Source organism: Thioclava sp. GXIMD4215 (assembly GCF_045291555.1).
Lineage (GTDB): Bacteria > Pseudomonadota > Alphaproteobacteria > Rhodobacterales > Rhodobacteraceae > Thioclava > Thioclava litoralis.
The window spans coordinates 211,622-235,440 of the sequence record NZ_CP149516.1 but is presented as its reverse complement, the minus strand read 5'-3'; the positions used below and the strand labels follow the sequence as shown (position 1 = coordinate 235,440).

The window sequence follows — 23,819 nt, the reverse complement described above, 5'->3', positions numbered from 1 at the left end:
ATAGCCGCGTAAAATCCGTTCCTTTGTAGGGGGTCACCCGATTTGGTCAACCCCCCGCCCCTGTTCCGGCCCGACCGGATCAGAACTGCCAGCGCAGCTGTGCCGTAACCCCCCAGCCGTCAAGCTGATCGGAGAAGCGCCCGTCGAAGCGTGCCGAGGCATCGAACTGCCGCGCCGGAAGCGCCATGCCGGGGTTGAGAACCTTGGTATAGTTCAGACCAAAGCTGATCTCGCCGTAATCGGTCAGCAATTCGTTGGTGGCATCCAGACCGGTGCCCGATTTGTTGCCCTCATCATCCAGCACGTAATAGGTCGCCTTCGCGGAGTCACCGAAATCGTGATAATAGGTGCCCGTCGCGAAATAGTTGATCGCTTCGGTGCCCGAGGCAAGGATCTGCCCGCGCGACAGTGTCAGCGAGGTGAAGGCGATCTTGTTGGTGATCGGGTCGAATTCCAGCACGCCATCATCGGTGCTATCATCGGGGTCGTTCGAGAAGTAGATATCATCCGCCTGCGAACGCGTCCACGAGAAGCCCGCCGAGGGCACGAGGTTCATCCCCGACACAAGGCTGTCAAGCGAGAAGGCATAGCCCACAGAGCCCGACACCGTATAGCCGTGGCTGTCGTAGCTCTGGTCATCCAGCCCCAGCGCCTCGCCATATTCGTTCGCGGTCGCACGGTTCTTGATGTCATAGCTTGTGCGGTCCACCCGCGCCTGCAGATCGGCCACCCAGCGCCCTTTGGACAGGCCGATATATCCGCCGCCATAGATCTGGTTGAAATCGATCTTGTTCTCGCTGGTCTTGATCGCGGTGTTCAGCGTCGCGGTCGAGGTATCGAAGAGATAGACCGGCTGTTCGATCTTGCCGATGTTGAAGCCGCCGATCCCGCCGAAGCTGACATTCCAGCCGCCGATGATATCCTTGAAGCAGCTATGGTCAAAGCCCGCCTGTGCCCCGCCATAGGTCGCCTCGACCTCGTTCTGGAAGGTGCCAAGCGCGGTCTGCGACGCGCCGGTGGCGGTGGCCTTACCCCCAACGAACCGGCCCCAACCGCCAAAGCCGCACAGATCGTCATCTTCTGTCGCAGCGGCCAGACCCGAGATATAGGGGCTGGTCGGACGGTTGATCACCGAGCCCATCAAGGACTGGGTCAGCGCCAGCCCCGAGGCGATCCCGCCGAAGGCAGGGTTGGCACCGGAAATCAGGTTGATGGTGTTCGAGCTGCTGTCATCGGACAGCGCATAAAGCACCGCCCCCGTCTCCGGCAGACCCGAAGTCGTGGCGCTGAAGCCGTTATTGCTGCCATAGGTGAGGATCGCCAGATCGTCGTCAAGCAGGGCGTAATCATCGCCTGCCAGATTGTTGAAGACGATCGTGGCATGGCCGCTCAGCGCGCCCGACACCGCGATCTTATCCGCCGACTGATCCGTCGCACCCAGAGCCGCATCAAGGACGATGGTCCCGTTCAGCGCCGCATCGCCATCAATGCTCAACGTGGTTGTCGTGGTGTCATCAGCCAAGGACAGAAGGCTGCCCGACGCATTGCTATAGCTGCCCGAAATCGACGCGCCGCCCGTGACATAGACGGTGGAATAGTTGGTCGTCGCGGCGCTGACCGCCGCATCCTCGGACAGATAAACGGTGCCGAAATTGCGGAAGCTGCCCGCCGAAAGCTGACCGCCTGCCAGCGTCAGGACCGCGTCCTGCGCATCGTCATCCGCCGTGCCGAGGGTGAACTCATCGCCAATGGCCAACGCCCCATCAATGTCGAACTGGCCCAGCCCCGACAGCGATCCGGTGATCGTCGCGCTGTCATCTGCCGCCACCGTCAACACGCCGCCGGTGGCTTGGCTGACATCGCCATCCACAGTCCCCGCAAGCGCCAGAAGCGCCCCGCTGGCATTGGAGACCGTGCCGGTGACCTCGCCCCAAAGCGCGAGCGCCGCGCCGGTTTCATTGCTCACATCGCCTGTCAGCGAACCGGTCAGTGACACGGTTCCGGCATTGACGAGATCGCCGTTCATGGCACCGGCCAGTAGCATCTGGGCCCCGGCCTCGTTCTCGACATCCATCGAGAGCGTGCCCCCCGACGCGACCGAAAGCGTGGCATCTGCCGCGTTGGTGAAGACCGCACCTGCGTCAGATAGCAGCGTGCCGCCGGTGATCGACACCGTGGTCGCATTGCTGACGCCTTGCGCGCCCGTCAGGCTGAGCGTTCCAGCCGAAAGCACCAGCGCGCTGCTGCTGGTCTGGCTGATCGAGGTCACCCCGTCCAGATCGCCCGTCACCTCGACGCTGGCAGCATCGGTGATGGCCAGCGCTCCGTTCAGGCTGCCCGCCAATGCGGTCTGCGAGCGACCACCCGCCGCCAGATCGCCCTCAATCACCCCAGAGGTCATCACCAGCGTGGCCGCGTTCTCGACCGCGGCCTCCAGCGTGCCGCCCGCGATCTCCAGCGTGCCGGTATTGGTCAGGCTGCCGCTGGCAACCGCCAGAGTGCCCGCGCTCAGCAGCAGGCTGCTCTCGGTCGTGTTCGTGACATCGGCCACCGACAGATCGGAGAGGATCTCGGCGCTGGCCGTATCGCTCAGGGCCAGAGTGCCCGCGATGGTGCCGGACAGCTGTGCCTGCGCCGCCCCCGATAGCGTCGCGCTGCCAAGGATGGTGCCGGTGGACGTGAAGCTGCCGCCGGTGATCGTGGCATTCCCCGTCACCGTGCCGCTTGTCACGGTCGTGCCCGCGCTGACCAGATCGGCCAGTTGCCCCGCATTGGTCAGGCTGCCGCTGCTGCCCACGCGGGTGGTGCCAGACACGCTGGCGGCTCCGGCCAGCTCCGCGCTGCCGCCGGTGATACCCAGATCGCCCGTGACGCTGCCCGCCGAAAGCGTGGCGCTGCCACCGGTGACCGACAGCGCCGCAATGCTGCCTGCGCTTTGCGTCAGCGTGCCGCCCGCCAGCGTGACCTCGGCCAAAGTACCGCTATTGGCCAGCGTGCCTGCCGTCATTGCCAGATCGGCGCTGACCGCGCCACTATTGACGATCGCGCCGCCCGCATTGGTCAGGCTGCCAGACACATCCAGTGTTCCGGCATTTTCCAGCGTGCCGGTATTGGTCAGGTTGGCAAGGCTCAGGCTGGCCCCGCTGCCGATGCTCAGCGCCCCCGCATTGTCCAGATCGGTCTGCGTCGCCACGACGCTGTCCAGCGCACCGATGACGAAAGTGCCGGTGGCGGTATTCTCGAAGCTGTTGGCGCTGCCATCACCGATCACGATGGTATCATTGCCGCCTGCGACAGTCTGGATCAGACCGTCATTGACAAGCGCGGTGCCGTTATCGCCCGTATCGGCGGCCAGAACGCCCGACCCGTCATAGGTGATGGTGCCGCTGTTGTTGATCGCGCCCGCATCGGTGACCGTGCCGCTATCGCCAACGGTGATCGTACCGTCATTATTGAGCGTGTTGCCGGTGCCCGAAAGAACGGCCCCCGCGCCCAGCGTGATCTCGCCGCTATTGTTCATCGTGGCCGAGGCCAGTTCTGCCCCTGCGCCCAGATCGATGGTGCCGCTATTGTCGACCACCCCCAGACCGGTGAAGGCCACGGCATCCGCAACAACCAGCGCGCCCGCATTGGTCAGGTCATAGCCTGCGCCCGACACATCGGTGGTCACGGAGATCGTGCCGCCAAGCTGGTTGGTGACATCGTCTTCCAGATCATTGGTCAGCTCGACCATGCCCGCATTGACCAGTGCGCCCTCCAGCACGACATCGCCCAGAACCGAGGCCGTATCGGCCACGATAATGGTCGAGGCCGTGATGCTGATCTGGCCTGTCGAGCCGTCAATCGTGCCGTTATTGGTGAAATCACCGGCCACGCTGACACCGGCCCCCGTGCTGTCGGCGGTCGTGATGGTGCCGTCATTCACCAGATCCCCGCCCACGCTGGTCTGGCCCGAGAGTTGCACGACAGCCCCGCCCGCGCCGCTATCACCGGCAAGGACCACATCGCCCGAGAAGCTGCCACCATCCGACACCAGCAGCGCCCCGTCCGACACGCTGGTATCGCCGGTCACGCTGCCGCTATTGGTCACACTCCCCGCAAGCAGATCAAGATCGCCGCCAATCGTCCCCGCATTCTCGAGGCTGCCCCCCGACACGGTGGCATCGCCCGCAAGGGTCGCGTTGCTTTCGTTGATCACGCTGCCGCCGGTCTGGGTCAGGGTGCCATTCAGCGCTCCGCTATTGGTCAGCGCGCCCGCAGAGACGGTGATCGCACCGGTCACGCTGCCGCTATTGTCGACCTCGGCATCGGTGCCCGCCAGTGTCAGCCCGCCGGAAATGGCACCGCTCGTGTCAAGACGACCGCCGGTGACCGTCGCCAGACCGCCAATCGTCCCGTCATTGTCGAGGCTGCCCGCCGAAATATCGACCGCTCCGAGGATCTCGCCCGTCGAAAGCGCCGTGCCGCCCGAAAGCTCCAGCGCGGCCAGAATGCCCGCATTGACCAGATCGCCGCCCGATTGCGTCACGCCCCCCGTGAGCCCGCCGGCGAGGTTGGTAAAGCTGCCATTGGTCAGCATGACGCCGCCCGAAATCGTGCCGCTATTTTCAGTGCTGCCGCCATCCTGCGCCAGATTGCCGCTCAGCGTGCCCGCATTGGTGAAGCTGCCCGACGCAAAGCCCAGATCCCCCGCGATGCTGCCCGCAGCAGTCAGCGTCAGCGCGCCCTCTTCCAGCGTCACAGCATTGGTCAGCGCCATGCCCACTGTCACATCCGCCGTGCCGGACACCGCCAATGCACCGGCCAACGTGCCGCCCGAAAGCGTCGCCTCTCCGGCACTGGCCACAAGCCCGTCGGCCACGCCGCCCGACAGCGTGACGCTGCCGCCCTCCTGCGTGATCACACCCGACTGCCCCGAGAGATCCAGCGTGCCGCCCGAAAGCGCGATGCTGCCCACCGTGCCGTCAATATCGACCTCGCCGCCGGTGATCACCCCCGCAGCGCCTGTGCCCGCAAGCGACAGACGCCCGTCGCTCACCGTCCAGTCGCCAAGGCTGCCGGTGCTGGTGGCCGTCCCGCCCGCAACGATCAGCCCGCTTGTGATCGTGCCGCTATTGACCAGCGTTCCGGTGCTGGTCAGGGCGGTGGTGGTGGTCAATGTCCCGCTATTGGTCAGGCTGCCGCTTGAGGTAAGCCCCGCCAGCACGAGACTGGCATCCTGCCCGACGATGATATTGCCCGCGCTATCGACCGTCGTGGCCTGCCCGTTCAGGCTCTGGCCGTCCTCGACTGTCAGGCGACTGCCCGAGGACAGCGTTAGCAAGGCGCTGCTGCCCAGCGAGGCCGCCGCCCCCAAGACCGTCAGAGCGCCCCCCGATCCCAGCACGAAACTGTCCGAGATATCCAGCACCGAACCGGAATTCAGCGTGAGGGTCCCGCTGCCTGTAAACCGCTGCGCCGCAAGGCTGGCCGTGTCGGCCAGAACCAGATCGCCCTCGTTCTGGAACAGGTCCAGATTGCCCAGCCCGAAACCTTCCGCGATGGCGAATGTGCCGCTATTGGTGACATCGAACCCCGCCCCATCGACATTGGCCGTCACCGAAACCTGACCGCCCGTCTGGTTGACCAGATTGTTTTTCAGATCCTGACCAAGTTCGACCAGACCGGCATTGGTGACCGTGCCGTCATAGGTGACATCGCCGGTCACGCTGAAGCCCGCCAGAATCTGGATCTCGCCCGCCGTAATGATCAGGCTGCTGGCCGAGGCATCGATATCACCACCGGCATAGAAACTGCCCGAGGTCAGCGTCAGCAGGACCGGCGTGCTGCCGGAGGTGGTCAGCGTGCCGGTATTGGTGAAATCGCCATCCACATTGACCGACCCGCTCAGCACGACAGTGCCCGCATTGTCGATCCCGCCCGAAACATCGGCATCCGACAGCGTCAGCGTGCCGCCCAGCAGCACCGCCACCGAGCCGTCAAGCATGCTGGTCACCGTCAGGTCACCGCCGGCGCGCAGCGTCACATCGCCAGTGATCGTGCCTGCACCGGTGACCGTCGCGTCGCTGATATCGAGATCCGCGCGGATGGCGCCGTTATTGGTCAGGCTGCCGCCGGTCAGCGTCAGATCGCCCGAGATCACGCCCTCATTGACAACACTGCCAGCCAGAAGCGACAGGGCCGATGTCAGGGTGCCGCTGGCGCTATTGGTCAGCGTTCCCCCGCTGACAATCGCCGTGGCCAGAGTGCCGCTATTGATCACGCTGCCGGTCTCGCTCAGGCGCAGAGTGCCAATCGCCCCGCCAAAGTCATTGGTCAGCGCCCCCGCCTGCACCACGGCTTCGGTCAGGGTGCCACTATTGCCCAGCGTGCCGCCCGTCATCTCGACCGAGGCCAGCGAACCCGCATTCGTCACAAGCCCCGTGCCGGAGACCGTCAACGCCCCCGTCACCTGAGCGCTTGCATGATTGACCAGCGTGCCGGCAGAAATATCCAGTCCGGCCAGCGCGCCATCATTGGTAAAGGTGCCGCCCTCCACCGTCACCAGACCGGTGATGGTATCGGTATTGTTCACCATGCCCGAAGCAAGCGTCACGCTGCCGCTGACACGACCGTTATTCTCAAGCGTACCGCCCTCAACCGTGGTCGCGCCCGACAGCTCGCCACTATTGTCCAGCGTCCCGTCCGAGAGCAGCACATCCCCTGACAGGATGCCACTATTCAGCAGGCTGCCGCCCGTAACCGTCGCCGTCCCCAACGTGCCGGTTGTGGTCACGGTGCCATCGCTCAGGCTCAGCGCGGCCAGCGCGCCCGCATTCGTGACCACGGCCCCGCCAGAAACCGCCAACACGCCCGCGATCGCACCCTCTGCGTCATTCTCCAACTGCCCGCCCGAAAGGCCGACCGCACCGGTAATGGTGCCGCTGTTCACAAAGCTGCCCGCGCTCTGCACCAGCCCCGAGATCTCGCCCGCATTGCTGCCCGATCCCGCCAGCGTGATCTGCCCCGCAGAGCCGCCAGTCAGCACATCCATCTGCGCACCGGCGGCCACATCGACATCCCCGACACTGCCCGCCACCGTCAGCGTGCCGTCGCTGACCTCCGTCGATCCGCTATACTCCGAGACCCCCGACAGCGTCAGATCGCCGGTCGAAACCAGCGACAGCGCGCCCGAAAGCGCCCCGCTGAACGTGCCATCGGCCAGCGTCAGAACCGCCGCCGACGTGCTGCTCACCTCGCCCGCGCCCTGCAGATCCGCCAGCGTCAGCGCCTGACCGTCCAGATCGAGCACCGCGCCGCTTTGTACCTCGGTCGAGGACAGCGCCGCCAGAAGATCCGCCGCCTCCTGATCCACCAGCCGCAGGCTGCCCGAGGTCAGCGTCAGCGTCGATCCGCTGTCGATCACCCCCGCCGTCATATCCAGCGCCAGCCCGTCGCTGCTGCCCAGAGACAGCGCCCCCGACAGATCCAGCGCCCCCGACAGCCGCGTCTCGCCGCTGCCCGTGGCCATGATCGCGCCCGCGCCCGTCACCGAGACCCCCGCCGACAGCGCCGCCGCGCTGGTCGACAGCGTGCCCGAAGACAGCGTCACAAGGCCCGAGAGATCATCGGCAATCGACAGGTCCGCATTGCTCAGGGCCAGCGTGCCCGCAAAGCCCGACAGATCGCCGCTCAGGCTGTTGCCCGTGCTGCCCGCAACCGACAGGACCGCCGCAGACGTGCCCTCCACCGTGCCCGAGAACCCGACCGAGCCCAGCGTCAGATCCGCATCGCCAAGCCCCAGAGCCCCGGTGCCCGACAGCGACGCCACCGTCTCGTCGCCCGACAGCGTCCAGCCGCCATCCAGCACCACCGAGGCCTCGGCATCCAGCGCCCCGCCTGCGGTCGCAAGCTGCCCCGAACCGCCCACCTCGACCGACCGGCTGGCCAGAGACCCCGTCCCGGTCACCGTCAGCGTGCCGCCGCTGACCTCCGTCGATCCGCTATACTCCGAGACCCCCGACAGCGTCAGATCGCCGGTCGAGACCAGCGACAGCGCGCCCGAAAGCGCCCCGCTGAACGTGCCATCGGCCAGCGTCAGAACCGCCGCCGACGTGCTGCTCACCTCGCCCGCGCCCTGCAGATCCGCCAGCGTCAGCGCCTGACCGTCCAGATCGAGCACCGCGCCGCTTTGTACCTCGGTCGAGGACAGCGCCGCCAGAAGATCCGCCGCCTCCTGATCCACCAGCCGCAGGCTGCCCGAGGTCAGCGTCAGCGTCGATCCGCTGTCGATCACCCCCGCCGTCATATCCAGCGCCAGCCCGTCGCTGCTGCCCAGAGACAGCGCCCCCGACAGATCCAGCGCCCCCGACAGCCGCGTCTCGCCGCTGCCCGTGGCCATGATCGCGCCCGCGCCCGTCACCGAGACCCCCGCCGACAGCGCCGCCGCGCTGGTCGACAGCGTGCCCGAAGACAGCGTCACAAGGCCCGAGAGATCATCGGCAATCGACAGGTCCGCATTGCTCAGGGCCAGCGTGCCCGCAAAGCCCGACAGATCGCCGCTCAGGCTGTTGCCCGTGCTGCCCGCAACCGACAGGACCGCCGCAGACGTGCCCTCCACCGTGCCCGAGAACCCGACCGAGCCCAGCGTCAGATCCGCATCGCCAAGCCCCAGAGCCCCGGTGCCCGACAGCGACGCCACCGTCTCGTCGCCCGACAGCGTCCAGCCGCCATCCAGCACCACCGAGGCCTCGGCATCCAGCGCCCCGCCTGCGGTCGCAAGCTGCCCCGAACCGCCCACCTCGACCGACCGGCTGGCCAGAGACCCCGTCCCGGTCACCGTCAGCGTGCCGCCGCTGACCTCCGTCGATCCGCTATACTCCGAGACCCCCGACAGCGTCAGATCGCCGGTCGAGACCAGCGACAGCGCGCCCGAAAGCGCCCCGCTGAACGTGCCATCGGCCAGCGTCAGAACCGCCGCCGACGTGCTGCTCACCTCGCCCGCGCCCTGCAGATCCGCCAGCGTCAGCGCCTGACCGTCCAGATCGAGCACCGCGCCGCTTTGTACCTCGGTCGAGGACAGCGCCGCCAGAAGATCCGCCGCCTCCTGATCCACCAGCCGCAGGCTGCCCGAGGTCAGCGTCAGCGTCGATCCGCTGTCGATCACCCCCGCCGTCATATCCAGCGCCAGCCCGTCGCTGCTGCCCAGAGACAGCGCCCCCGACAGATCCAGCGCCCCCGACAGCCGCGTCTCGCCGCTGCCCGTGGCCATGATCGCGCCCGCGCCCGTCACCGAGACCCCCGCCGACAGCGCCGCCGCGCTGGTCGACAGCGTGCCCGAAGACAGCGTCACAAGGCCCGAGAGATCATCGGCAATCGACAGGTCCGCATTGCTCAGGGCCAGCGTGCCCGCAAAGCCCGACAGATCGCCGCTCAGGCTGTTGCCCGTGCTGCCCGCAACCGACAGGACCGCCGCAGACGTGCCCTCCACCGTGCCCGAGAACCCGACCGAGCCCAGCGTCAGATCCGCATCGCCAAGCCCCAGAGCCCCCGTGCCCGACAGCGACGCCACCGTCTCGTCGCCCGACAGCGTCCAGCCGCCATCCAGCACCACCGAGGCCTCGGCATCCAGCGCCCCGCCTGCGGTCGCAAGCTGCCCCGAACCGCCCACCTCGACCGACCGGCTGGCCAGAGACCCCGTCCCGGTCACCGTCAGCGTGCCGCCGCTGACCTCCGTCGATCCGCTATACTCCGAGACCCCCGACAGCGTCAGATCCGCGCCAGCGACGATCAAAGACCCGGTGCCCGAGATCACCCCGCCATAAGTGGTGGGAAAGGGTGTCATCCCGCTCGCCACGGTCAGGTCATCATTGAGCGTGACCGTGCTGCCCGCGACACCACTGAGCCCGCCGACGGTCTCGGCGGTCTCGACGATCAACGCCGTGCCCGCGCTCTCCAGCGACACCACCCCATAATCGCTCAGGGCCGAGCCGCCGATTACCTCAAGGGTGCCCGATTGCACCGACGTGTCGCCCAACTGGGTGTTGAGGCCCGTAAACACCACGGTATTGCCATCACCTGCGTCCACGCTCAGGTTGCCTGCGCCGGAGAAATTCGCCGCGATGGTGGTCAGCGGGGCCGCGTTGGTGATCTCGGTATCGGCGGCCAGAAGGAAACCCACGCCCGTCAGATCGGGACTGGTCGGGCCGAGGAAGTTCAACGCAGCAGGATCGCCGCTATCTGTTGCCACAAGCATGATGCTGCCATCGCTGAGCGTGTAGGGCGTGGTGCTGTCAAAGGTCATCCCGCTGAGCGACCAGCTTTGCCCGTCGAGGTCGACCTGCCGGGTCGTTGCGCCATCGCTGAAGGTGACCGTATCGTGATTTGCGACATCCGATCCCGGCGTCGCGGCGAGATCCCAGTTGGCATCCGCGCTCCACTGGCCATCAGAGCCGGTCCAGATATAGCTATCCGCCCAGACCTGACCCGCGCCGACCATCATTGCCAAGGCCAGAGCCGTGGTGCGCAGGAGAAGGGCAATCCGTTTGCCGCGCGGGGGGCGGGCCACTGCTGCAAAATCGTTACGCTTGAACTTTGTAACAATGAAATGACGAATTACCACACCAGCCCCCAAAGAATATCGAGATAGAAAGCGATCAGAAAAGAAAGTTATCCTCTCTTATTAATGATCGACCGTGTACGGCAAGCCCCAAGTTCTAATAAATGCTGAATATCTCTGCCTGTGAGAGAAATCGTGTCCGGTTATACCGCCTCGACCCGGCGCGCGTCCCGAAAGTCGGGATGCGAATTGCCGCAAGAAGCTGTTTTACGGGCTTGCATGAACGGGCCTGTCGCTCTAGCGATGGGCCAATCATCATTAGACCTATTTAATCAGGATCAGATCATGCGCTTGTCCCCTATTGTTCTTCTTTCGCTTTGCGCCCTGCCCCTGTCGCTTCCGGCAACATCCATTCCGGCGCTGGCCCAGCAAACCCAGACCGCCCCGACAGATGACCCTCTTGCACCGGCAGTGGCCGCGCTTGACAAGGGCGATGTGAAAGCGGCCGCGAAAGGGTTCGAAGACGCGTGGAATGCCGGCAATGCCGATGCAGGGTTCTATCTGGGCCGGTTCTACGAATTGGGTCTGGGCACCGCCAAGAACCCCGCCCGCGCGACCGAATTCTATCGCGCCGCTGCCGAGAAGGGGTCCGCCGAGGCACAGAACCGTCTGGGCCTGATGTATCTCGACGGGCGCGGCGTGGTGCGCGATTACAAAGAGGGCGCAAGGCTGGTCTGCGCGGCCGCCGACCAAGGCGATGCGAATGGCGCGTTCAATTGCGGTGTCGTCTATATGAACGGGCGCGGCATGGCCAAGGATGAGGCCAAAGCCGTGGCAGAATGGACCAAAGCCGCCGATCAGGGCCATATCGCGGCCCGCAACCTTCTGGGCCTTGCGCTGAAAAATGGCACCGGCATCAAGGCCGATCCCGCCAAGGCCGTGGCGCTGTTCCAGAAGACCGCCGATCAGGGCAATGCGCTGGGGCTGTACGAGATGGCGCTGGCCTATCAGAGCGGCACCGGCATCACCGAAGATCTGGGCGAGGCCTATGTCTACGCCAATCTGGCAGCCGCACGGAACCATCCCGACGCAGCGAAGCTGCGTGACCAGCTGGAAGAAAAGCTCTCGGCAGAAGATCTTGCCAAGGCGCAGGAAGAGGCCCGCACCAAGATGGACGCCCTGCGCGCAGGCACCGCGGCCAAAGCCAATCCCTGAGCCGCGCGCCAGATCAGGAAAACACATGGGCTTGCCACAGGCCCATGTGCTATGCTTTGGGATATGATGACCCCCGGAGGCCGTGACGTGAAAGCCCGTGCTTTCCCTTCCCGCGCCTGCGCCGCGACTGCCCGCATGGAGTGCGACATGACCGCCGCCGCGATACAGCAGCCCCGCTCCCGCTTGCGCCCTTGCGCGGGCAGTTGGCTGGTGGCAGGGCTTCTGGCGGGCGCAATCGGGGGGCTTGCCGCAGACAGGAGCGCGGCACAGACCGAACCGGCGGGCTTCCGGCTGTGCAATGAAACACTGGATGTCTTCAGCGCGGCATTCGGCCAGTCCCGCGACGATCTCTTTGAAACGAAAGGCTGGTGGGTGATCGGGCCGGGCCAATGCGCGCAGCTGACCGACCAGCCGTTACATGCGCGGTTTGTCTATGTGCTGGCCACCGACCCGTTCGGAAAGGTGCTGGTCGAGGGAGCCACCCCGATGTGCGCCGCACCGCAACAATTCGACATCCGCGGTGAGAGCGACTGCCTTGCACGGGGCTATCTCGAAGCGCGCTATCTGGAAGTCGATACGAAAGAGGAAAGAGGCTTTACGCTCTCTGTCTATCCCGATGCGCCGTAATCACCCTATCGACACGCCCCCCGAGAAAGAAGCGGCGCGCAGGCTGCCGGACGGCCCCAGCTTGGTTATGACATGCCTGGGGGTGGGCTTGGCTTCGGGCTTCGGCCTTGGTGCAGGACAGGCAATGGCACAGGACGCCCCCGCCGAAATCTGGGATGCGCTGGTGGTCGACCTGACGCAAAACGGGGCGGGCCTGCCCCAGAGTGCCGCGAAGGCCCTGACCACTGCCGGTGCCACCCGCACAACCGTGGCCCGCGCGCCGGATCAGGCGGCAATCGCCACAGCGCTGGGGCAGGCGCATCAGGCAGGGCGCGGAATGGTGGTGGCAGTCTATGGCGATATGGCACAGAGCGGCGCGCGGCTGACCGAAAGCGCCCTGCGCAACCTGATCATCCAGAGTGGCCTGTCACAGACCGTGCTGCTGAGCGGTAATTGTGCGCAGGCCTCCGGTGCCCCTGCCGCTCCGCGCACCCTGCCACGATCGGACCGGATCCGGCTGATTGCCAGCGCCGCGCCGGGCGAGACCTGCCCCGACGGCGGAGACCGGCTGTTTGCGCGGCTGCAACAGGCCGGTGATCTGGCCTCCGCACAACCGGTTTCGGCCTATTTCGCGGGCTTCTGGAGCGATGCGGCCTCCGATGCGCCGGATCTGATGCTGACACCGGTTGCCCAAACGGCCCCTGCCACGGTGCAGATCTCGGCTCCGGCCCCCGAGGACAGCAGCGCCGCCCCCCTGCCCGCCGCATTCCGTTACGCCCCGCCGCAAGGTGCGGATCTGACGCAGGTGCCCGACGAGACACTGGCCGCCATTCCGATCGCAAAAGGTCTGCCCCAGCCTTCGATCATTCTGGGGCTGATCGGCCCTGCCTTCCTGACACCCACGCCCGAAGATGGCACCCAAGCGCGGGATCTCGCCAGCCGGATCGCCCTGCGTCAGGACAATCCCGAAACCTATCGGGCGCTGGTCAATGAAGGTGCCTTCGACCCGCCTGCCGCACAGATGGCCCGCGCGATCCAGACCGAACTCGCACGCATGGGCTGTTACCGTCAAAGCATCGATGGCAAATGGGGTGCGGGCTCGCGCGCGGCCGTGCGCGGCTATTTCAACGAGCGTGACGACACAAGCGAAGCCGTCACCGAAGACGCCGCAGCCGCCCTCTATCGCCAGATCATTCTGGCCCCCGATGTGGCCTGCCCCGCGCCGAAAACCGTCGTCAGGGAAGAGACACCGCGCACATCGCCCGTCCGCCAAACGCCCCAGCGCACCGCGCCCCCGCCTGCCGCGCCGAAAGAAGATACACCCGTCATCAAGAAGCTGCGGCTGATGAACGGGGTGTACAAATGAGCCCTAAAGACGGGATCGACCCCGCGTTCCGTGCCGCAAATGCGCGCGCGCGCGCGCGCCGGCGCGCACGGATTGCACGGCGTCTGCTCCTTGGCGCAGCCGCTCTGGCGCTTGGGGCCGTTGCGCTGGCATGGTGGTGGCAGCCTTCCCCCGAGACGGGCCAGACTGCACCCCTTGAGGGGCCCGCACCCCCCCGCCCCCTTGCGGCACAAACGGGCGCGATTTCGGAAGATCAGGATCTGGCGATGGTCGAAGACCCGCCCGTCCCGCCTGACACAGCCACCAAACCCGACCCGTTCGTGGCGCTGTTGAACCTGCCACGCGATCCGCTGATGCTATGGCTGCCGCAACCCGATGCGCAGACCGAGCGCACCCTTGCCACGCGGGCCGAGGACGGCCTGCCAGCCGCGCGGCTGCAAGGAAGCTTGGCGCTGCATCTGTCGCAGGCGCGGCTGGCGGTCGATAGTGACCGGCTCCAGCTCAACCCGCCCTCCAGCCCCGAAGATTTCGCCCTGTATCAGGCCCGCCGCAATCGTGCGCTGGCCCAAAGACGCTCTGCCCCCTTCCGGCCCGCCGCCAACCGTTTGGCCATCATTGCCCGTCCGCAGGCCCAACGCCGCGCGCTGTTTCAGGACCAGATCCTGCTGGCACGGCGCGAGGCATCGGGGGCGGGTTTGCTGGAACAGGCGGGGTTTTCGCAGGCCGGTGCACAAGCCGTCATGCGCCAGCTTGCACCGCTCTCCACCGCACGGACAGACGCAGCGCCCGACACAGGGAGCGACGCAAATACCGGCGCAAAGACATCTGCGCTGCCGGCAAAATCGGTCATGGCGCTGCGGCTGGAACCTTCGACAGCCACAACCAAGGCCAACCAGCTTCGGCAGGTCTCGCTTTATGGCCCCGAAGGGTATCGCGGCAGTCTGGCACAGGTCGGGTCTGGCAGATGGGTCCGCGCGGCCAATCCGTGGGACGGCATGGAGCTGCCCGCACGCGCGGCCAAAGCCTTCCGCACGGAAAACGCCCCGCCGCTTTTGCTGGATGCGCTTTACACAACCGCATTGCAAAGCGGGTTGTCCCAAAGCGTGGCGGGCAATCTGGTGGCCATGGTGGCGCAGCGCTTCAGTCTGGACAGGCGCGCCCAGCCCGAGGAGAAGATCACACTGCTAAGGGTAACGGGTGCGGCAGAACAGGAAGGAGCGCTGGGGCAGATCCTTTATGTCGGGCTGCCCGCCGAAACCGCCGGCCACGCGCCGCGCCAGTGCTATGTTGTCGAAGAGGCGGGCGAATGGGCCTGTGCCGGTGCCGCCACCCCCTTGGCAAACGGAGCCCTGCCGCCTGCCGGAACGGACCCGTCCGCAAGCGGCCCTGCGGACGAGGATGATCAGGCGATCCGGACCCTGATCGCCCGCATCATCCATGTCGAAAGCGGCGGGCAGGCCAATGCGCGCAATCCGCGGTCCAGCGCGCTTGGTCCGGGGCAGTTCATCATCTCGACATGGCTGCGGATGATTTCGCAATATCACCCCGAACTGATGCAAACCCTGACCCGCGACGAGGTGCTGGCGCTGCGCACCGATCCGGTTCTGTCCGTCGAGATGGTCTATGCCCTGACCCGCGAGAACCGCCGTTATCTGGCCGCAAACCGCATTCCGATCACAGCGGGACGGCTGTATCTGGCGCATTTTCTGGGGCCGCAGGGCGCGGTACAGGCGCTGCGGGCCGATCCCGATGCGCTGGTGAGTACGGTGATGGGGGCGAATGTCGTGTCGGCCAACCCGTTCCTGACAGGGCGCAGCATAGCCGACCTGCAGATCTGGGCGGAACGCAAGGTTGGCGGAAAAAGCACGGCATCGCTGCCGCTGGCCAGCACACAAAGCCCCGCCACCCGCGCCTATCGCCGCGCCATCGACACGATACTGGCGCGGGCAGACGCGGGCTGAGCGACCTCAGGCCGCGACCTTGGCGGCCTTCATCGCCTTTTCCATGAAGGTCTTACGGCGTTGGAAACGGTCTTGCGGCACGCCCAGCCAGTTCATCCGTTTCACGATCTCCGCCCCGAACGCCGCCAGATCGTTAGCAGCCACATGCTTTTGCAGGAATTTGCGTGATCTGGGATCATAATCCCCGCGGAATTTCAGATCGACCAGCATCTCCTTGATGGCCCCATGCAGCTTGCCCCAATTAACCGCGCCATAGGTGGCGACCGTGTCGGCCTTGCTACAGATGCGCATCACAACAGCTTCTGTCTCGGCATAGCTGATATCAAACAGAACCTTCTGGCCCTGCTGGGAAATCTCGAATTTCTCCAGCTTGTTATCGGTGATGAATTTCTCGGCCTGCGCGCCCGATTTTCCCGCAGCCCCCGCGATAAGCGTGGCGTTTTCGGTGCTGACACCTGCGCGCTTCAGATCGGCCATGATCTTCGTTTTGGTCTTTTCTTTCATGTCATAGCCGCGCCCGATCGTAAGGCCCGACGCACTGCTGGGCACATGCAGCCTGCGCGAATGGTAATAGCCCCCCTCGGTGCCTTCGGAGTTCCATGTCAGCGACCCTTTGGTCGGCGCGATCTGCACATTGGAAAGCGGTTGAACATCGGCCATAAAGAAATCCTTGTTTGTAAAGTAAAAGGGGAAAAGACGCCCCGCGCGCCGGAGGAAGATCCCCACCCCTATCACGCGCGCAGCGCATCACATCAGGGCGCCTCGACCATATCGGTCAGGAAGGCCGTGCGTGCCTCGGTCATCTTGATGCGGCAAGAGGCCACAAACACACCATAGCCCGAGCCACCGCGCGAATAGTAATTTTCCAGCGCACATTGCTGGTCACGATAGGCCAGCCAGCCGGGTTCGGCGACTTCCAGCATTGCCGCCAGTCCCGGCTCCTCGGCATTGTTGTTTTCCAGTGCCTTCGTATAGGCCGCCTGCAGCTTGGCCTCGGCCTCGGTCAGGGCTTTGTCATAGCACTGGTTCATCTCGACCTGCGTCTTGGCGCTGGCACAGTCTTCGTCGACATCGGCATGCGCCGCGACCGGCCCCATGAGCGGCAGCGCCAGAAGCGCCGTCATCATCAGCCAAGAACTAGACAATTTCATATGCAAAGGCTCCGTCTTTCATCGCGATGATCACGCGGGAAATATCCTCGCCCGAGACCATCCGGCGCAGCACCTCGCGCGAGAGTTCGGGCAAAATCGTGTTGGTGATGATATTGTCGATCATCCGCCCGCCCGAATCCGGGTCACGGCATTCCGAGACAATATGCGCGATCACGTCACCGGTATAGGACAGCTCTGCATCATGGGCGGATTTCAGCCGTTTTTCAACCGCTTGCAGCTTGAGCTTAGTGATGCCACCCAGCACCTCCTGCGAGAGCGGCAGATAGGGGATGGTCACGATGCGGCCCAGAAGCGCAGGCGGGAAGACCGTCAGCTGATGCGGGCGCAGGGCCTCGGTTACCTGATCGAGGTCAGGGATTTTGCGCCCCTCATCGGCCATCTCCATGATCACCTCGGTGCCGACATTCGAGGTCAGCAGGATCAGCGTATTGCGGAAATTGATCGCACGGCCATTGCCGTCTTCCATCACGCCCTTGTCGAACACTTGGAAGAACAGCTCATGCACATCGGGGTGGGCCTTCTCGATCTCGTCAAGCAGCACCACCGAATAGGGCTTGCGGCGCACGGCCTCCGTCAGCCGGCCACCCTCGCCATAGCCCACATATCCGGGAGGCGCGCCTTTCAGCAGGCTGACCGTATGGGCCTCCTGAAATTCGGACATGTTGATGGTGATCATGTTCTGCGCGCCACCGTAAAGCGCCTCGGCCAGTGCCACGGCGGTTTCGGTTTTACCGACCCCCGAGGGGCCTGCCAACATGAAGACCCCCAGCGGTTTTTCAGGGTTGGCAAGCCCTGCCCGCGCGGTCTCGATCCGGCGCGCGATGGCGCCCAAAGCGTGGTCCTGCCCGATCACGCGGTCCTTCAGCGTGTCCTGCAGCGTCAGCACGGCCTCCAGCTGGTCGCGCACCATGCGCCCCGTCGGGATGCCCGTCCAGTCAGAGACCACCTGCGCCACGGTCTGCGCATCGACATGGGCAAAGACCATGCGGTTTTCGGGGTCTTCGGCCTCAAGCTCGGCCAGCTGCGCCAGCATATCTGCCCGCAGTTGGGCGGGGTCGTCCTGTACCTGCGGCGCATCCGTTTCAGGGGCCGGCCCCTCCGCCGCTTCGGCGGGTTCCAGAACCGGCTCGGGGGCAGGTGCGCCTTCCGCAATCTTCGCCCGTAGCGCAATGATCTGGTCCACAAGCTTTTTCTGCGTGGCAAAACGCGCCTCTAGCGTGGCAAGGCTTGCCTCGGCCTCGGCACGTTCGGCCTGCGCCTCGGCAATGCGGGCCGAGCCATCCTCGCCCAGATCACCCGAGGCCTCTTTCGCGCCGATCTCGGTGTCCAGCGCGCGGATCTTGGCCTGAAGATCGGCAATACGCGCAGGCGTCGAGGCCTGCGAGACGGCCACCCGCGCACAGGCGGTATCCAAAAGCGACACGGCTTTATCAGGCAGCTGACGCGCAGGGATATAGCGTTGCGACAGTTCAACCGCGGCCACCACCGCCTCGTCGGAAATACGCACGCCATGATGGCTTTCCATCGGTGCCAGCACGCCGCGCAACATGGTGCAGCAGGTGGCGACGTCGGGCTCGTCCACCGTCACCGGCTGGAAGCGACGGGTCAGCGCGGGGTCTTTCTCGAAATACTGGCGGTATTCGGCCCAAGTGGTGGCGGCAATCGTGCGCAGAGTGCCGCGCGCCAGCGCCGGTTTCAGCAGGTTGGCCGCATCGCCGGTGCCCGCCTGCCCGCCTGCGCCGATCAGCGTATGGGCCTCGTCGATAAAGAGGATGATCGGCACGGGCGAGGCCTGCACCTCGTCGATGACCGCCTTCAGGCGCTGCTCGAATTCGCCCTTCATCGAGGCGCCTGCCTGCATCGCCTGAATATCCAGCATGTAAAGCCGCGTGCCCTTCAGCGCGGGCGGCACCTCGCCGCGTGCCAGTGCCTGCGCGAAACCTTCCACCACGGCGGTCTTGCCCACACCGGCCTCGCCGGTCAGGATCGGGTTGTTCTGGCGGCGGCGCAAAAGCGCATCGGTGATCTGGCGGATCTCGTCATCGCGGCCCACCACCGGATCAAGACGCCCCGCTTCCGCCTCTGCCGTCAGATCCTGCGCAAAACGCCCCAAAGCCGTCTGCCCCTTGCCCGAGGCGGTCGAGGCTGCATCGCCGCCTGCCACCAGCCCCGAGCCGTCCATCGGGCGCATGTCCTCTTCATCCGAACCGGCCCAGAGGCTGCGCGCCTCGGAAGCCACCTGCTCGGGCGGGATCTGCGCAAAGACCGACGACAGCGAGATCAACTGCCGTTTCAGCGTGGGGTCCGACAAAAGGGCCACCAGCACATGGCCGGTGCGGATCTGCGCCTCGGCAAAAAACAGCGTCGCATAGGTCCAGGCATGGTTCAGCGCATCGGCCAGAAATTCCGAAATCCCCGGAATGGTGGTCACATTGCGGTCCATCTCGGACAGGATCCGGTCGAGGTCCTTCAGCGCGCGCCCACGATCCAGCCCCAAACCCGTCAGCGTCAGGGACAGATCGCTTTGCTGGTTGGACAGCGAGGCAAAGACCCAATGTGCCAGATCGACATGGCGATGCCCTTCCGAACGCGCCTGCCGCATCCCTTGCAAGAAGGCATCATAGCCCACGCGGTTCATCTTGCCGGCATAGGTTTCAATGGTGATTTCTGTCATCAAAAGGGCTTTCGTCTGGAACTGGAAATGTAAGAAAGGGGGCGCGGCCTATGCCGCGATCCCTTGGGGTCGGGGCGGCGTCTGATCGCCGTCGGGAAGGCTGAGCGTGTAGCGCGTGGCATGGACCTGCTGCTCGGGACGGCCCGGATCGGGGGCGATGCACGCCATCCAGCCGATCCGCGTCGACTGCCCCAGCACCGCAGGCATGATCTGCGGTTTGGGCAACCAGAGCGCCACATCCACCTCGGTCACAACGCCCAGATACCAGCGCACGAGGTCACGCAACTCGGCATGCCCCTGTGCGCCGGGCAACATATGGTTGAACTGCACCATATCCGGCACATGCAGATGGATGGTGATCTTCTCTCCGATCGAGCGCACCTGCGCCCCCAGATGCAGATTGCGCCCGAGCCCCGCACATTGCAGCCCCAGCGCACTACGCGCCTCGGGTTCGATGCGCAGCCATGTCGGCACCATCTCTTCAACCTCGACACGCAGGCCCGCGCCGAAATGCACCGACAGCATCTGGCGCAGCTTGACGGGGCTTTTCACACGCCCGATCGCAAAAGGCGCAAGATAGGCACGGCTGGTGGCGGGCAGCGCCTGATCGGGGTAGCTGTCGGGAGTCGCGGTGCCGGTAAAGGCCTGCAGGAACGCGGTAAATCTGTCGTCGCGATGATCGAACTGGGTGATCGCGCGCGCATCCGACCAGACGCGGAAAAACAGCTCCTGAAAGCGGGCCGCGAAAATATCGGTAAAGGCGGCAAAACTGCCATCGCCGCTTTCGAACCAGCGCAGCACCTCTTCGGTCCAGTTCAGCGGCAGCGCCCCGAAGGCCCCGAAGAACCCCAGAAACTGCGCCCGCACCGAGGGCACCTGCCCGCGCTCGCCCATCCGCGCCAGATCCTGCGCGGGGAAGCTCAGGAACGGGTCCTGCCCCAGCCGCACAAGCGACTGTTTGAGCCGCGTATTCCGCCCGATACGGGGCCGACCTGCGGGGGCCTCGCGCTCGATCCGGCGCAGCGCCGCCAGCAATCCCCTGCCCACCGCCCGCGCCATTTCACCCTCGCGGCGTGCCAGCACGGTGCTGGCCTGCGACACCGCACTGCGCGTGGGGTCCAGAACAGGGGCGGTCTCGGCGCTCACAATAAGGGCCCCCGTCCGGTGCGCGGGGGGAAGGTCAGGATGTGACCGCGCTGGCGGGTCTCGATCCTGACTTGGGTGAAGGCATTGACCGCCGCATATTCGGCCAGAAACCGGTCCAGCACCGCGCCAATCAGAATGGGACCGGAGCCTTCGTAATCATCGTCATTGAAGGTCAGCGTGACTTCCAGTCCCCGCGCGGCATGGAAGCCATCGGCCATCGCCACGGTGCGGGTAATCGGGCGTGTGGCAAGATGGGTCACCCCTGCCACGGCGGCCCGTGCGGCCGGATCGGCATGATTGGCAAACACCGACAGGATCTCGCGCAGCGCCGCCGCCCCATCCTCGCGCCCCTGCCCGCTCAGCCCGAACTGGTTGAGCGACAGGAAAGAGATCAGCCGCCAGTAGACATGCCCCTCCTGACCGCGCACCCCCGCCAGCGTCGCGTCCTGCGCCAGCGGATAGCGCGGCGCCGACGGGCCCGAGCGCACGCCCAAGGTGACGGACTGGTCATCGTTCAGCGTAAAATCATCACGGCTTTCGGCAATCGGCAGGCTTTCGGCCAGATGGCGGTTCGAAGCCAAAGCCTTGACCTGCAGGCGCTGCACCTCTTCCTGTCCGGGCGGTTCATAGATCGAGATGAAGGTCTCGGTCCCGCGATACTGCGACCGCTGCATCCCCAGACGGCGTTCCTTCGCCGTCAGACGGCGTTGTTTGCGGCGGGAGGTGTAGTAATAGCTCTGGCGCGGGTCGGTGCCGCCTTCGGGCTGGGCGTAAAGCGGCAGCACATCGGCCTTGCTTTGCAGGCTGGCAAAATGCGCCTGCACCCCCGTAATCGCATGGATCTCGTAATGCGTCATCGGCGTCGAATTGGGCATGACGACAAATTCGCTATGGCGCTCGTCCACCCGCACGGTCGAGGCCATTTCCTCGAAGAGATTCACCGCAGGCACGCAATGCAGCGCCAGATCGCGCCGCCCCAGCCGTTGGGCAAGACGGCCATTGGGCTGGTCGAATTCGAAGATCACCTGAAGCTCCGAGCCCGGCAGACGCTTGAGATAGGCCGCCAGCCCCGTAAGGCGCAGATTGAGGAATTTACGCGGAAAAATGAAGAACTCGCGCAGCAGCGCATAGCCGTCAAAAAGGCGGTCATGATGCGGCAGCAGCCGTTCGTCCAGATCGAAGCCCCCCTGCTCCAGCGCCTCTTTCGGCAGGCGGGCAAAGCAGGCATCGCCGTTGCCATCAAGCCAGCGCAGGCTGATGCGGGTCGTATCGGCCAGAAGCTGTTCATAAAGCGCGCAGGCCTCGGCCATCGGGCCTGTCAGATGCAGCTCCAGCCGGTCCATCGAAAGTTCCGCCAAAGGCGCGGAGCCGTCTGTCAGACCATTCGTGCCAACCCGTGCCAGATCCAGCACAAGCCCCGCACGGGTGTCGGAATGCGGCTCCTGCCCCAAGGCTCCGATCGGCCCTGCCCCGCCGTGATAGGTCACTCCCGTCAGGGCGATCGGCCAGATGGTCAGCGGCGCGGCCAGCGTGAAGCGGCAGGCAATGCGACGGTCAGCATCACGGAAGCGGGCATCCATATAGGCCCCGGGCGCAAAGCGCAGCCCCTCGGTAATCGCCGAAGCATCCGCGGGAATGCTGGCCTCGGCCAGCAGCACCGAGGGCACAGGGGCCAGCGCCTGCGGGAAAATCTGCTCCAGCAGCGTTTCGGTGAATGTCTTGAACTCTTCATCGATCTTCAACTGCACCCGTGCCGCCAAAAAGGCAGAGCCTTCCAGCAGCCCCGCAACCGTCGGGTCCAGATTTTCGGCCAGCAGGCCACCCAGGCGGTCCGCAAGGCCGGGATAATCGGCGGCAAACTCCGCCGTGCGTTCCTTCAGCAGCGCCAGTTCGCGGTTATAGGCATCACGGAACGCGCGGTTCATGCTTTCACCCTGAGCGTCGACATCTTCATATTGCCCGATCCGAGATCGACCTCGGCATCGAAATCGACCGGAATATCGACAGGATCCCCCGCCATCTCGGCCTCAACCGAAATGGACAGCCGCTGGCGGGCATTGCCATCGGGCTCCACCACGCGCACATGCAGGCTTTCGGCCAGAAGGCGCGGCTCGTGGCGCAGAAGGCTTTCACGAATGGATTGCACAAGATCCTGCCGCTGCAATTCGGCCAGCGACACGGAAGACAGGTCGCGAAACCCGTAATTCAGGATCGAATCGGCCACATAGGGGGCGTCGTCCAGATCCTGTGCGGCATCCAGACGGATCGTGTTGAGAAGCGCGTCGAGATCGCTTTTGAGATGGCGACGCAACTGATCGGCAGACACCCCTTCGCGGCGGGGCTTCGAACGCTGGGTCACCTCAACCTCGCCGCCCTGCGCCGGACCGTTGGCACGACGGGCATCATGTTCCTCGAAGGCCGAGCGGAACACCTGAAAGATCGAGATTTTGGCGCGTTCATGTCCGTTCCAGTGTTTGAAACCGGATTTCGGCTGCGCTGGATCACGGGCGGCCATCACACGTCCCCTTCGCACAGTCCGGCCCACCCCAGAAGGCCTGCCAGAGCATCAGAAAGCGGAAGCCGGACAAGCCGGCTCCCGCAGTGATCTGGATCACAGATCCGAATGGGCGGATTAGGCCGACCACTCAATGTTTTCTGCGATTTCCCAACCGGCTGCGCTTTCCGGACCTGCGCCACCATCTTCTTCCTGCATGGTGTAGGTCACTTGGAAGGCGCGGAAGTTCAGGGTCAGCGTCTCTTGAACGCGGTCCAGACCATCCTTGGTGCCACCGGTGAGGTAGGACGTGATCATCACGTCTTTGAGGTCGATTTTCAGGTAGTCCACCGGTGCGGTGCCGCCCGATTTACGCACGACCAGCTGACCGCCGGTGATGTGCTCGCCCGAGCAGCAGCGCTTGATCAGGTCGTGGGTTGCCGCATCGACGTATTTGGTGATGGTAATGTCTTGAACATCGACTTTACCGCCGCCGCCACCGTGGCCTTGGTGGGTGGTGCCGGATTGGCTCAGGCCCCAGTTCCACGACAGGACGTCGATCCAGTCTTTGTGTTTGTCATCATGGGACTCGCCCTTGATGTTGTTTTCGAGTTTCAAAAAGCAATCAATTGCCATAGCGCGGTCTCCTAGTTTGCTGCGCTTTCAGAA

At 65.0% G+C, this 23,819-nt stretch carries 12 protein-coding genes; 4 read left to right on the top strand and 8 right to left on the bottom strand.

From position 1 onward, the window contains the following. Positions 1-79 precede the first annotated feature (79 nt). Positions 80-10,546: an autotransporter-associated beta strand repeat-containing protein gene (locus WDB86_RS15525; protein WP_406737082.1), complete on the bottom strand. Its 10,467-nt coding sequence runs from the start codon at positions 10,544-10,546 to the stop codon at positions 80-82. A gap of 336 nt (positions 10,547-10,882) precedes the next feature. On the opposite strand from WDB86_RS15525, the gene WDB86_RS15520 reads away from it, so the two are divergent. From WDB86_RS15520 to WDB86_RS15505, 4 genes are all read left to right on the top strand, one after another. Next, on the top strand, positions 10,883-11,752 hold the full coding sequence (locus tag WDB86_RS15520) for a tetratricopeptide repeat protein (protein ID WP_330647218.1): 870 nt from the start codon (positions 10,883-10,885) through the stop codon (positions 11,750-11,752). Positions 11,753-11,899: 147 nt separating this feature from the next. Next, a complete protein-coding gene (locus tag WDB86_RS15515; RefSeq protein ID WP_339109791.1) occupies positions 11,900-12,379 on the top strand; it encodes a DUF1036 domain-containing protein in 480 nt (159 codons plus the stop codon). Between the two features lie 61 nt (positions 12,380-12,440). After that, entirely contained in the window at positions 12,441-13,724 is a 1,284-nt protein-coding gene (locus tag WDB86_RS15510) for a peptidoglycan-binding protein (RefSeq protein WP_406737081.1), read from the top strand. Continuing rightward, on the top strand, positions 13,721-15,664 hold the full coding sequence (locus tag WDB86_RS15505) for a hypothetical protein (RefSeq protein ID WP_341485916.1): 1,944 nt from the start codon (positions 13,721-13,723) through the stop codon (positions 15,662-15,664). Before WDB86_RS15510 ends, WDB86_RS15505 begins: the two co-directional genes overlap by 4 nt. Positions 15,665-15,670: 6 nt before the next feature. Here the strand turns inward: WDB86_RS15505 and WDB86_RS15500 are convergent, their stop codons facing one another. The 7 genes from WDB86_RS15500 to WDB86_RS15470 form a co-directional block, all read right to left on the bottom strand. Continuing rightward, positions 15,671-16,324 carry a hypothetical protein gene (locus WDB86_RS15500; protein ID WP_330647221.1) on the bottom strand — a complete coding sequence of 218 codons (654 nt, stop codon included), beginning with the start codon at positions 16,322-16,324 and terminating at the stop codon, positions 15,671-15,673. Positions 16,325-16,416: 92 nt separating this feature from the next. After that, positions 16,417-16,815, bottom strand: a complete 399-nt coding sequence (locus tag WDB86_RS15495) for a lysozyme inhibitor LprI family protein (RefSeq protein ID WP_341485915.1) — start codon at positions 16,813-16,815, stop codon at positions 16,417-16,419. Then, entirely contained in the window at positions 16,802-19,510 is a 2,709-nt protein-coding gene (gene tssH / locus WDB86_RS15490) for a type VI secretion system ATPase TssH (protein ID WP_341485914.1), read from the bottom strand. Before tssH ends, WDB86_RS15495 begins: the two co-directional genes overlap by 14 nt. Before the next feature lie 48 nt (positions 19,511-19,558). Then, positions 19,559-20,656: a type VI secretion system baseplate subunit TssG gene (gene tssG, locus WDB86_RS15485; protein WP_341485913.1), complete on the bottom strand. Its 1,098-nt coding sequence runs from the start codon at positions 20,654-20,656 to the stop codon at positions 19,559-19,561. Further along, a complete protein-coding gene (tssF, locus tag WDB86_RS15480; protein WP_341485912.1) occupies positions 20,653-22,581 on the bottom strand; it encodes a type VI secretion system baseplate subunit TssF in 1,929 nt (642 codons plus the stop codon). The genes tssG and tssF overlap by 4 nt, the downstream gene beginning before the upstream one ends. Next, entirely contained in the window at positions 22,578-23,171 is a 594-nt protein-coding gene (tssE, locus tag WDB86_RS15475) for a type VI secretion system baseplate subunit TssE (protein WP_330647226.1), read from the bottom strand. Before tssE ends, tssF begins: the two co-directional genes overlap by 4 nt. 117 nt (positions 23,172-23,288) lie before the next feature. Beyond that, the gene (locus tag WDB86_RS15470; RefSeq protein WP_330647227.1) at positions 23,289-23,786 is read right to left on the bottom strand and encodes a type VI secretion system tube protein Hcp; all 498 of its coding nucleotides are present in this window, start codon (positions 23,784-23,786) and stop codon (positions 23,289-23,291) included. Positions 23,787-23,819 lie beyond the last annotated feature (33 nt).